The 11,826-nt window shown below is 69.8% G+C and carries 8 protein-coding genes; 4 read left to right on the top strand and 4 right to left on the bottom strand.

The features are described 5' to 3' along the window. The first annotated feature begins 276 nt into the window (after positions 1-276). The 3 genes from efeB to GT354_RS43550 all read left to right on the top strand — a co-directional run bounded on the left by efeB (position 277) and on the right by GT354_RS43550 (position 3,134). A complete protein-coding gene (efeB, locus tag GT354_RS43560; RefSeq protein ID WP_161362615.1) occupies positions 277-1,587 on the top strand; it encodes an iron uptake transporter deferrochelatase/peroxidase subunit in 1,311 nt (436 codons plus the stop codon). Positions 1,588-1,590: 3 nt separating this feature from the next. Then, positions 1,591-2,019, top strand: coding sequence for a hypothetical protein (locus GT354_RS43555; RefSeq protein WP_161362583.1), 429 nt, complete (start codon positions 1,591-1,593; stop codon positions 2,017-2,019). A 263-nt stretch (positions 2,020-2,282) separates the two neighbouring features. Further along, positions 2,283-3,134, top strand: a complete 852-nt coding sequence (locus tag GT354_RS43550) for an SMI1/KNR4 family protein (RefSeq protein ID WP_161362582.1) — start codon at positions 2,283-2,285, stop codon at positions 3,132-3,134. 13 nt (positions 3,135-3,147) lie between these two features. On the opposite strand, the gene GT354_RS43545 is transcribed toward GT354_RS43550, so the two are convergent. The 4 genes from GT354_RS43545 to GT354_RS43530 all read right to left on the bottom strand — a co-directional run bounded on the left by GT354_RS43545 (position 3,148) and on the right by GT354_RS43530 (position 8,044). Then, positions 3,148-4,452: a hypothetical protein gene (locus GT354_RS43545; protein WP_161362580.1), complete on the bottom strand. Its 1,305-nt coding sequence runs from the start codon at positions 4,450-4,452 to the stop codon at positions 3,148-3,150. A 905-nt stretch (positions 4,453-5,357) separates the two neighbouring features. Continuing rightward, positions 5,358-6,803, bottom strand: coding sequence for a DHA2 family efflux MFS transporter permease subunit (locus GT354_RS43540; RefSeq protein WP_272924004.1), 1,446 nt, complete (start codon positions 6,801-6,803; stop codon positions 5,358-5,360). A gap of 322 nt (positions 6,804-7,125) precedes the next feature. Beyond that, positions 7,126-7,617, bottom strand: coding sequence for a MarR family transcriptional regulator (locus tag GT354_RS43535; RefSeq protein ID WP_161362578.1), 492 nt, complete (start codon positions 7,615-7,617; stop codon positions 7,126-7,128). Between the two features lie 115 nt (positions 7,618-7,732). After that, positions 7,733-8,044, bottom strand: coding sequence for a hypothetical protein (locus tag GT354_RS43530; protein WP_161362576.1), 312 nt, complete (start codon positions 8,042-8,044; stop codon positions 7,733-7,735). Between the two features lie 1,214 nt (positions 8,045-9,258). Between GT354_RS43530 and GT354_RS43525 the strand changes: the two genes are divergently transcribed. Continuing rightward, positions 9,259-11,325 carry an FGLLP motif-containing membrane protein gene (locus GT354_RS43525; protein WP_161362574.1) on the top strand — a complete coding sequence of 689 codons (2,067 nt, stop codon included), beginning with the start codon at positions 9,259-9,261 and terminating at the stop codon, positions 11,323-11,325. The last annotated feature ends 501 nt before the right edge of the window (positions 11,326-11,826 follow it).

The raw sequence follows: 11,826 nt of genomic DNA, 5'->3' as shown, positions 1-11,826 counted from the left end.
GCCGGGGCGGGAGCGGTGGGGGACGCGGTCGGCTCCGTGGAGGTCGGTGGAGTGGGGGGCGATCCGACCGGGGGCCGGGCTTCGACGCCGGTTGGCGTGTTGATCGGGGCGTCCGTTGCGGCGCCGGTCGAGAGGTCGGCCGACGCCTCCGTCGGGAGATCGGTCGACGCGTCCGTCGGGACGTCGGTCGGGACGTCGGTCGACGCGTCCGTCAAGGCGTCCGTCGGGACGTCCGTCGTGGATCCTTCGGGGTCCGAGGAGTCTGAGGAAAAGGTCATGAAACCTGCATCGTCCGGTCGTTGGTCCGTCTCGCGGCGGCGTTTCGTGGGGGTGGCCGGTGCCGCCGGCGCGGGCGGTCTGGCGATCGGGGTGGGGGGCGGCGCGGTCGCGTTCGCGGGTGAGTCCGACCGGGACGGTGGCACGCCACTGACCCGACTCGGCTCGACCGCCGTACCGTTCTTCGGCAAGCACCAGGCGGGCATCACGACTCCCGCGCAGGCCAAGGCCGTCCTGCTCGCGTGGGATCTCGAACCGGGCGCGGATCGGGCGGCGGTCGCGGCGTTGATGCGCCGTTGGTCGGACACCGCCGCGCGGCTTACCCAGGGCGAGGTGGTGGACGGCGACGACCAGGTCGCCGCCGACGCGGGGCCGTGTTCGTTGACGGTCACGTTCGGGTTCGGCGCGACGCTGTTCGACAAGGTGGGCTTGGCGCAGCGCCGTCCCGCCGCGCTCGCGCCGCTGCCGCCGTTCCCGGGTGACGCGTTGGACGCGGCTCGCAGCGACGGCGACCTGTTCACGCAGGTGTGCGCGGACGACGGGCTGGTCGCGTTCGCCACGGTGCGGACGCTCCAGCGACTGGCCAAGGGTGTCGCCCGGGTCCGCTGGCAGTCCAACGGCTTCGCCCGCTCCCCCGGCGCGACGGCCAAGCCGATGACGCACCGGAACCTGATGGGGCAGATCGACGGCACCAACAACCCGAAGCCCAACGACCCGGCCTTCGACAAGAAGATTTTCGTCGCGGAGGACGCGGGTGACGTGGGTGGTGCGGGCGGTGCGGGCGGTGCGGGCGGTACATCCGGCACGGCCGGCACGGACCAGAAGTGGGTCACGGGCGGGACATACGTGGTCTTCCGCCGGATCCGGATGCTGCTCGACACGTGGGACGGCATCGACAAGGCCCGGCAGGAGCGGGTGATCGGCCGGGCCAAGGACACCGGTGCACCGCTGACCGGCGGCGACGAGCACAGCGCCGCCGACTTCGGCAAGCCGGGCCCCGACGGCACGCCCGTGATCGCCGCGGACGCGCACATCCGGGTCGCGGCGCCGGAGTTCAACCGCGGCGCGACGATGCTGCGACGCGGCTACTCGTACCACGACGGCTTCGGCACGGACGGCGCGCCGGACGCCGGCCTGCTGTTCCTGGCGTGGCAACACGACCCGGCGGACGGCTTCGTCCCGATCCAGCGCAAGCTGGCCCGCGGTGACGCGCTGTCCCCCTTCCTGCGGCACGAGGCGAGCGCGATGTTCGTGATCCCCCCGGGGTGCGCGCAGGGCGGCTATGTCGGTCAATCACTTCTGGAGGGCTGACCCGTGCGGCCTTGGCGTTGGGTTGCCGGTGCGGTCGCGCTGCCCCTCGTGCTGGCGGGGTGCGGGAGTTGGGGCGCCGAGGGCGGTCCCGGCTCGCACATGAGCGAGGCGGAGGCGACGGCGGCGGCCTCGGAGGGCAAGGCGGTCGAGGGCCCCGACGGGGTGCAGCGGATCGAGTTGCGCGTGGACGACAAACTGCGGTTCTCGCCGTCGATCATCCGGGCCAGGACCGGCCCGCTGGTGATCACGCTCGCGGATACCGGGATCACCCCGCATCAGATGATCATGCCTGGCGTCGCGGCGATACCGGCTTCGGAGGGCGGCAAGTCGCAGGAGATCAAGATGAGCTTCGGCAGGCCGGGGTCGTACACGTTCAACTGCATGTACCACGTGGGAACCGGGATGGCGGGGACCATCGAAATCTCGGAGTGAGTGGTCGCCGGCGGGGCGGGCGGGTGTCTCCCGGGTGTGTCCTGCGTTGTCTCCCCGACGGGCTTCGGCGGAGACCGCGGGCGGCTGCGGGTGGGTTTCGGCGGAGGCCGCCGGCGGCTGCGGGGCGGGCCTCGGAGGAGGTATCAGGCCACTCCGGGGTGGATCTCCGGGGCCACGCTCGGTGTGTGTCGGGTGGCTCCGGTCGTGTGGTGTCGCTTGTCGTGAGTGCCTGGGATGCGGTGCCCGCCGCTTAGGGTGCGGGGGTGACCGATCATTTGGCCGAGTTGACTCGGCGTGTTCCCCCGCCGGTCGATCCCGTCGACGCGGCGGGCGACTGGAGCGCGGTCGAAGCCGCGCTTTCGGTGTCGCTGCCCGCCGACTACCGGGCCTTGGTCGAGCGATACGGGTGGGGGGCCTTCGCCGATTTCCTGTCCGTGCACACGCCGTTCGGCAACCGGGCGCACTCGCGGGTCGAGTGGCAGGGGACACCGCAGTTCGTTCCGGCGGGCGCGGACGCCGCGCGGGAGTACCCCTATCCGTTGCACCCGTCGCCGGGCGGCCTGCTGATCTGGGGTTCGGACGAGGACGCGAACCGGCTGGGGTGGCTGACGGACGGGCCCGCCGACACGTGGTCGGTGGTGATCTGGGGCCGCGGCGGCGGCTACGAGGAACACCCGATGGGCGCGGCCCGGTTCCTGGACCGCTGGGTCACGGGGACGTTGGAGTCCGCGCTCCTGCCGGCCAACGACACCGGTCTCGCGCCGTGGTTCGAGCCGGCGCGTACTCGCAGGCAGGTGTGTGTCCGGCTGGACGAGGGCGAACTTCCGTACGTGGAGCGGCTGCGGATCCTGCGCGAGGCGCTGACGCCGACGGCGGACCGGGGCGCGGAGGTCGGTGCGGACGACCGGCGCCGCGACCACTTCGCGGCGACCGCAAGGGATTGGCTCGTGACGTACGAGGCCATGTACGACCATCGGATTCGGGTGTCCTTCCCGCCGGACGACGACGAGTGGGTACGCCGCGACATCCTGGCCGCCGTGGACTTGATGGGCTGCCGCGTGGTGTCCACGCGGCTGGCCAACGGGACCCCCGTGTGGGCGACGGCGGCTCGGTAGCCAAGCGGACAACTCAGGTGCCCGCACGGGCTCTGCGCCAGGCGGACCGGACCTTGGCGATGCCCTGGTCGGCCACGGCGTCGAGGCAGTCCAGGCACGTGTCGGCGCCGGGCTTGCCGCACCGACATCGTGGTTCGAAGGCGGGGGTTGGCGCCGGTGCCGGTGTCGGCGCCGGTCTCGGCGCCGGCCCGCGCGTCTGGGCGGGGATGTACGGGGCCCAGTCGGCTTGCGGTGGCCAAGGGGGCAGGTAGGTCGGGTCGGGCGGCGGCATTTTGTTGAGCAGGCGGTACTCGACGAGGCGGGCAGCGGCGACGATCGGGGTCGGCAGGCCGCTGGTGAGCGCGTACACGACGCGGTGGTACGGGACGCCGCGCGCGAGCCATTGCGCGGCGGGCTGGGTCAGGTAGTCGATCTCACGCTCGCTCAGCATCAGTTTCGGGGCGTCGTGGTGCAACTCGGAGAGCAGCGCCCGGGCTTGGGTGACGTGGAGCGGGAAAACGACGGAGTCGGGCGCGCGGGTCGGTGTAGGGGCGGTGCCGGGAGGTGGCTCGGGGGGTGGTGTGGGGACCGGCTCGGGAATCGGTGTGGGGGTGGGCGCGGCTGCGGGCTCAGGAGGCGCCGCAGGGGCGGGCGTGAAGGCGGACTCGGGGGCGGGCGTGGCGGTCGGCGTGAGGACGGGCTCGGGGACCGGGGCGGGAATCGGGGCCGAGGCCCACTTTGCGGCCGGCGCCGCGATCGGCCCGGGCGCCTCGCACGCGCACGTTCGGGTAGTCGGGTGGGGGGTGGAAAGGATGTCGGCGCACGTTTTCAGGTATGTCGTCTTGGGGGGTTTACCGGCCGAGTCCGGGGTGATCGCGCGGCCGGTCGCCCGGTGGTGGGGCGTCGGTACGACCTGGCATTTCTCCTCGCTCACCGCGTCGAGGAGCGCGAACGGATCGGGTGCGTTGGGGTCTTCACACAGCACGGTCTGGGTGATGATCCGCCCGCGGCCGATACGTACGGTCCGCCGGCGCAGGTAGCCGCACTTTTCGAGCTGCGCGAGATAGCGCCGAATCGTGGCGCGTCCCTCGCGTTCACACAGGGCGGCGATCGCACGGGAGTCGAACGAGACGACGTGGCGACGGGAAAGCAACTCCTCCATCAATCCACGGGCGCCGTATTCGAGGCGCCTGTCGCGGGCGAGAGCGTTGCTGATCTGGACGAAGTCGCGGGTGTGTTCGGCCCGGACGACGGCCATCGGGCTTGCCCACGAAAGAGTGAGATCGGGCCGGTTGGCCTTCGTGGAGGCAGGGTTGTGAGTACGCTTGTAGGTATCCATTTAGGGGGTCCGCCCTGTAGTGGTCAGGCCCCTGGGGCGGTGGTAGTACACCATTTCGGGGGCCGAAAGCTCACTTTGAGCTAACGATGGTGAGCCTAGAGTCACCGAATCCCGCAATGATCCAAATAACTCACGCTTCACTCGAACGGGTCTAAATCAGACAATCCTCTTGGATGCTGAGAGGCCCCGAAGCGCGGGGGCGCGTAAGGGCGTTGAGGGCATTCGGGCACCGACTCCGTGTCGCACCACTTCCGCCGACCGCGCCGGAGTTCGCTCCGGGCGTTCGCGCTCCGACGGGTACGTCTGCCCGAGAAACGCCGCAGACTTCGTCATGGTTGGTCCGGGTTGCCCGGACACCGCACACTTGGGTGCATGGTCGCCGAATCGATCGAGTCCGATACGCCCCTTTTCCCGTCCGCTTCACGTAAGTCCAGGGCCGGTCAGTCCGTCCCGGATCCGTACTACACGGAACACCGGTGCACGATCTGCGGCGCCTCGGTGGCCGGCCTGCACGGGCGGTGGGCCTGCGGGATCTGCGGCGAATGCTCGCCGTACGTCGAGCCACCGGGCGGGTGGCGGGCCGACCCGAACTACGACCAGAGGTAGAGGCAGTTGCCGCGCAGAGTTTCCTCGAGCCGACCCATCCGATCGGTTCGCGGCTACGAATGAACCGTGCCCACTGGTGACTCCCGCTCCGGGCACGGTCGTTCGATGGCTATGGCTCCCCCGCCATGGGTGCCCGGAGCGGGTCCGCCCGGGGGTCGTACGAGGGCTGGGCCTGCGGCCCGATCCCGTGTCGCGAGATCCTGCAACGCCGAAAGCCCCTGCCGCCACGGCGACACGGGGCAATCGGTGCGGGTCGGTCGGCGCGGGTCGGTCGGCGCCCGCCGGCGCCGGCAGTCGGCTCAGACCAAGTGGACGAACGGCTCGGCCTGCTCCCGCTCTCGGTCGGCTTCGCCCTCGGCCACGACGACCGTGTTCCGCTTCGGGGTCCGCAGGACCGGCACGGTCAGCGTGATCGCGGCGGCGATCAGACCCGCGCCGATCCCGAAGGCCAACGAGTAACCACCGGTCAGTGCCTCGGCGTTGCTCTTGCCCTCGGCGAGCAGGTTCTCCGCCCGACCGCTGGAGAGCGTGTTGAGTACGGCGATGCCGAGCGCGCCGCCCACCTGCTGCGTGGTGTTGAACAGCCCGCCGACCGCGCCCGCGTCCTCGGCCGTCGCCCCGGACATGCCCAGCGTGGTGAGGGCGGGGATGGCGAGCCCGAAGCCGGAAAGCGCCAACAGCGCGGGCAGGACGTCGATGAAGTAGTTGCCGTCGGCCGGCACCCGGGTCAGGAACAGCAGCCCGGCCAGCAGCACGACCAGGCCGGCGATCACCACGTTGCGCTCGCCGAAGCGGGCGTTGATCCGAGCCGAGAAGCCGAGCGTGATGATCCCGATGACCACCGCCGACGGCAGCATCGACAGACCGGACCTGGCGGCGCCGTAGCCGAGTACGTGTTGGAGGTACAGCACGATCAGCAGTTGGAAGCCGAACAGCGCGCCGACCATGAGCAGCTGGATCGCGTTCGCGCCCGACACCTGCCGCGACCGGAACACCCGCAGCGGCAACAACGGGGTACGGGCCTTGGCCTGACGCCAGACGAAGCCGGCGATCAGCAGCAGGGCGACGGCGCCGAGACCGAGCGTGCGCACCGAGGCCCACCCGTTGCCGGCCGCCTCGACGATCGTGTACACGAGCAGCATCAGGCCCGACGTGATGGCGAGCGCCCCCCACATGTCCGCACCGGCGCTCAGCCCGAGCCCGCGGTCGGCGACCAGGAAGCGGAAGGCGAGCACGGTCGCGGCGATGCCGATCGGGACGTTGACGAAGAAGATCCAATGCCAGGTCAGCGCCTCGGTGAGGACGCCACCGAGGACGAGGCCGATCGACGCGCCCGCAGCACCGACGAAGCTGAACGCGCCGATCGCCTTGGCCCGCTCCTTGGGGTCGGGGAACAGCGTCACGATCATGCCGATCGCGACGGCCGAGGACATCGCGCCGCCCGCGCCCTGGAGAAAGCGGGCCGCGATCAGCAGTTGCGGCCCGGTGGCCACGCCGCACAGCAGCGAGGCGGCGGTGAAGACGACCATGCCCGCGACGAACATCCGGCGTCGGCCGATCAGATCGCCGAGCCGACCGGCGAGCAGGAGCAGGCCGGCGAAGGCGATGCCGTAGGAGTTGACCACCCACGCCAGGCCCGACTGCGAGAAGCCCAGATCGCTCTGGATGGCGGGCAACGCCACCATCACGATCGTGCCGTCGAGCACCACCATCAGGACGCCGGCGCACAGCACGGCAAGCGCCAACCATCGTGATCTGCCGAGGGGTTCGGCCGAGGGGTTTGAGGGGCTTGACGGGTCTGCCGGGCTTGATGGGCTGGACGGGTCTGCCGGGCTTGACGGGCCTGACGGGTCTGCCGGACCTGACGGCCCCGAGGGTTCCAACGAAAGCGATGCGGCCCTGCGCGCCATGCTGCTCATCTCCCTGTACGGACCGGTCGGCGGAACGACCGACCACCGAGAGAGACGTTAGCAGATAGTTTTGTTATAGACGATCTTCTTCAGACTCATTTCTTATCGACCCATCTGCTGCGGATCGATCTTTGGCTGACTGCCCCGACCTTCCGGCCTACTTCTTGGCCGCCCGGGCCCGGCGAACGGTTACGTCCGTCTCGACGGGCGTCGTGAGGATGCCGCCGAGGACAAGCCGCTCCATGGCCGAGACAAGGGCCCGGCGTTCGTCGTCGGGCAGGGTGTCGAGGACCTCGCGGTTCACACCGTCGACGATCTCGCGACCGGCACGCACCAGGTCACGCCCGGAGTCGGTCACCACGATGATCCGCGCCCGACGATCGGTCGGGGCGGGGCGCCGTTCGGCCAGCCCCGCCTTCTCCAGTTCGTCCATCGTAACGACCATCGTCGTCTTGTCGAGGTCGGACACCTCGGCGACCTGGGCCTGGGTCAGGTTCCGGTCGACCGCGTGCGCGAGTACACAGAAGCTGCGCGGCGTCACGCCGATCGCCGACAGCGCGGCCGCCAGGCGGGTGTTCAGCACGTGCCCGGCGTGCAGGAACAGAGCGGTGAGGTCGGGCATGGTGGGGGCGAGACTCTCGGCTGTCATACGGACAGCGTAACAAAGTAGGTCAATCAACAAATCATTCCGAAGCAGACTTTCATGCGGACGTTTCCCCAACGCTCGCCACAGAACTCCCGACAGGCCTTCGACACGACACCCCCTACATCCACACCCTCGTGCCCACGATCCCCCGATCGGCCGCCACGGCCTCGCGCCACAGGCGTGGAACTCCGCTCAGGAGCTTCGCGGCGTTCTCGACTCCGACGATCTCGGTGAGCCGAGCCATCGCTGCCGCGTACCGAGCAGGCGTCCAAGTGAAGGCGCGTTCCACGGCGGGCAGAGCCGCCCGAGCCTCCGCCGGCGTCAAGATCATGTCGCCGCACCAGCCCGGCAACATGGCCGCACGTTCCGGACCCAGCACCCACCACAGCGCGGACACCTGATCCGTCTTGCGCAAGATGGCGAAAACCATCTCGATGTCAGGATCGGTGCGCTCCCACAATTCAACGCAGGAGAATCCGGCCCCACCGTTCATCAAGTCCAACGGGCTCGTGTTGACGACGGCGGCGAGCGCACCGAAGTCTCCGGGGTCAGCCGCCCAACGCTGCCAAGCGGACGCATTCGCGCGAGCGGCGGCATCGATGGCAGCCCGCACGAACCCCAACGTGGCAACGGCATCGGGAGCCATCGCGCCCACCGCCCAAATCCCGGGGAGACCCACGGCACCAGGCTATCGAGGGGATCGAGGGGATCGGGCGGCTCGGAGCGCTTGGGGCACCGCTCGCTCCCGATCGACCGGACGGCGTGGCCGGCATGACCGTACGGCGGGACGACGCAGGGGAGTTGCGCTGATCGCTGGTCCTGGTCCTGGTCCGGGTCCGGGTCCTGGTTCTGGTCTCGGTCCTGGTACCGGTGGAGGCGTCCGGCGATCGTCAGGCACTCGCCGCTCCTGTGAAGGCTGAGGCCATGTCGTGTGGCGGCACCGATTCGGAACACGGGCATCCGATTCCCTGGTCTCGACGCCACACCATCCACGTTCTCGGCCCTACCGTTGAAAGCAGGCGCCCATGGCGGAAGTCCGCCCGAAAGGTGGGATACATGTCCGGGAAGACAGCAGAAACCCCCTCACCTGCAGCGAACGCAACGAGCACAACGGGCCCAACGGGCACGACGAGCCCAACGAGCCCAACGAGCCCAGCAATCGCAACGAGCGATCAGCAAAGAAGGATCAGCGACAAAGAGTGGCGCGACTCGTTCACTCACAGAGACGGCAGCCCCCACGCCTGGACCACCGAGGCACCTGACCTCCATCAGTGCGCGGACTGCAATGCCAGGACGTCCGCCATCCCGGTGGTTCCGACGCCGTAGGTAGCAAGCCGGCAGCCTCGACCGGACCTACCGGTCGGGGTCTCCGGCCGGGCGGGCGAGAACACGAAGCGCCCACCCCCCTCCGGCGCGAACGAGCACCGAACGAAGCACGGGCAGCCTTGGAGTCGGCACCCCGTCACGGGGGATACCCGCAGCCGGAACTCGGGGATCCAGGGCCCCGCAGGCAGCCTCCCAACCATCCCGCAGGGAACCGAACGACACCGAACGGAATCGAACGGAATCGAACGGCGCCGAACCGCTCGGGGTTCGAATCGGCCGGCATCATCGACGGGCATCGGCAACGGGGGACGGGGAATCATGCGCGGGAAACAGGTTCGGGTACGGGCCGCGTTCGCGGCGGCCGTGGGGACGGTGGCGGCGCTGTGTGTGCCGCTGTTCGCGCACGTGGCGGTCGCCGCGCCGGCCGGGCCGTCGGTGAGTGTGACGCCCGGGACCGCGTTGCCCGGCGACATCGTGACGATCAAGGGGTCCGGCCTGGCCGGATGCGCAATGAACACCGTCGATGTCTACCTCGAATCCAACAACGGCGGCAGCTCCGGAGGGTACGCCGACCTGCTCGCGAGCGACCTGCCCGTGGACACCGCCCACGCGAACACGATTGCGTTCCGACACCCGGTGCCGACTCCGGTGTACAACACGGAAAGTGGCACGAGCCTGGACAAACCGGTGAACCAGATCGTCGTGCGTTGTGCGCGTACGGAGAAGGAACTCGCGTCCACGCCGATCACGATCAACCGGAGCCGAACCTACGACCCCACCCCACCACCGGCCGAACTCGCGGCCAAGGGGCTGCTGTTGACGCCCTCGACCGGTGCGCCCGGTACGCCCGTCACGCTGTGGACCGACATCCGATGTGGAGACGCCAACGCCGACGACGACGCACAGGTGACGTGGGCCGGCCGGGAACTCACCAAACTCAGCATCCAGGGCAACGACGGCGAGGCGTACTCGTTCACCGTCCCGGCGGGGCCCGCGCGCGGGCCGCAGCAGATCGCGGTGCGGTGTTTCGCCCAAGGGGTCGGCATGCCCGACAACGGCGTGACCCAGCAGGCCGATTTCACGGTGCCCGCACCCGCCTTGACCGTCACCCCCAAGGAAGCCGTCGCGGGGCAACCGTTGCGCGTCGAGGGCAGCGGGTTCGTCGCGTGCGGGCAGCCGGCGGACGGTGGTCGCGGCGAGCTGACGGTTCGTCTTGGGGCCACGGTATTGGGGAACGTGCCGGTCGCCGCTGACGGCCGGTTCGCCGGCGACGTGCCGGTGCCGCGCGAAGTGCCGGGCGGCGCGGGGACGTTGACCCTGGCGTGCGCGACGGGTGGCTATGACGGCGACTTCTCGGTGGACCTGGCGGTACGCGCCGCGACCACACCGGCCGCAGCCGAACCGAGCGACCCGGACCGGTCGAGGTCGGCAGCGGCGTTGCCGAGCCCGGGTGACCTGTTCGACGAGCCGCGTCCGCTCGTCCTGGCCGGCGCGACGGCCGTACTGGCGCTGCCGGTCCTGGGCTTCTCGGCGGAACTGTTCAACAAAACGTGGGCCGAGAACCGGCTGCGGATCCGGCGGCGGCTCCGGCCGGGGGCGGCCCGACCTCGGTCACAGCCGCGGGTGCCCGAGCTGCAGGTCCTGCTCTTCGTCGTACTCTCGGCGGCATTCTGCGTAGCGGTCGAGCCGGGCACGGGGTGGAACACCCGCACGGGCGCACTCGCGTTGGCGTTGCTGGTGGCGGTGCCGCTGGGGGTGCTGGTGTACGAGGGTCCGGCCGAGGCCTATCGGCGACGCGTCTCGCGGATCCGAGCCCTGCCGCGGCTCGTGCCGGGGGCACTCGGAGTCGCCCTGGTGCTGGCGACGGCGTCGCGACTGCTGGAACTGACACCGGGCTACGTCTACGGCCTGTTCCTGGCCTTCACCACGGCGGGCCTTCGGCGCATGGCCCCGGCCGACGAGGGCCGCGCGGTCGCGCTCGGCGCGTGGTCACTGGCGGGCCTGGCGGTTGCCGCGTGGGTGTGGCGCATCCCGGTCACCCACATCCTGAACACCTCGGACGGCTCCCCCTTCGGCTGGGTCGTCACCGAAAACCTACTCACCCAGACCTACGTAGCCGCAGTAGTGGGCCTGGTCTTCGGCCTCCTCCCCATGCAATTCCTGGACGGCCACGCCCTATGGCAATGGAACCGCCTCGCCTGGGCCGCCATCTACGCCGTAGCCCTCTTCCTCTTCACCCTGACCCTCATAGACCCAACCGGCCCCGCCTCCGGCCAAACCCAAACCATGTGGCTACGCTCCACGACCCTATTCGCCACAGCCGCCACCACCTCAACCCTCTTCTGGTCAATCTTCCGCCTCCGCCCCCCACAACGAACAACCTGAACCCGGCCCCGCTGGTTGCCTCGCATGCGGGTCGTTAACTGTCCCGGGGTTCACGGGTTGACGGTGCCGCAGTTCCGGAAAGTCAGTGCGAATCGTTCGAGTTCGCGGTAGTCACACGTCGGTCGGTCACGGACGGGCTTAAATCCCTGATCATCAGACGCTCGGCGAGTGACAAGGCAACCTTCAGCGCGACCCCCGCTACGCCCTCAACGCGATCCTGTACGTCAACCACGCCAGCGTCCCTGGCTCTACCCCTCGTACGAGTACCTGCTGCGGCAGACGATGTACTCGTACCTAGGAAGTGTCTTCAATCTGCTCGGGTTGAGGCATGATGTCGGGTGTGATTCGACGTCATGAGTTGACCGATGCGGAGTGGGACGCGTTGCGGCCGCATCTTCCGTCGGGGGCGATGGGTCGCCGGCGGTCGGACGACCGGGCGATCCTGAACGGGATCGTGTGGAAGATCCGCACCGGCGTCCCGTGGCGGGACGTGCCGGAGAG

The sequence above is a fragment of the Streptomyces sp. SID3343 genome, from assembly GCF_009865215.1.
GTDB lineage: Bacteria > Actinomycetota > Actinomycetes > Streptomycetales > Streptomycetaceae > Embleya.
This window is presented reverse-complemented; position numbering and strand designations above follow the sequence as displayed.

Excerpts from the sequence above, each read along its gene's own strand:
- efeB (WP_161362615.1), top strand. The coding sequence starts at position 277 with ATGAAACCTGCATCGTCCGGTCGTTGGTCCGTCTCGCGGCGGCGTTTC.
- GT354_RS43545 (WP_161362580.1), bottom strand. The coding sequence starts at position 4,452 with ATGGATACCTACAAGCGTACTCACAACCCTGCCTCCACGAAGGCCAAC.
- GT354_RS43535 (WP_161362578.1), bottom strand. The coding sequence starts at position 7,617 with ATGACAGCCGAGAGTCTCGCCCCCACCATGCCCGACCTCACCGCTCTG.
- GT354_RS43530 (WP_161362576.1), bottom strand. The coding sequence starts at position 8,044 with ATGGTTTTCGCCATCTTGCGCAAGACGGATCAGGTGTCCGCGCTGTGG.
- GT354_RS43525 (WP_161362574.1), top strand. The coding sequence starts at position 9,259 with ATGCGCGGGAAACAGGTTCGGGTACGGGCCGCGTTCGCGGCGGCCGTG.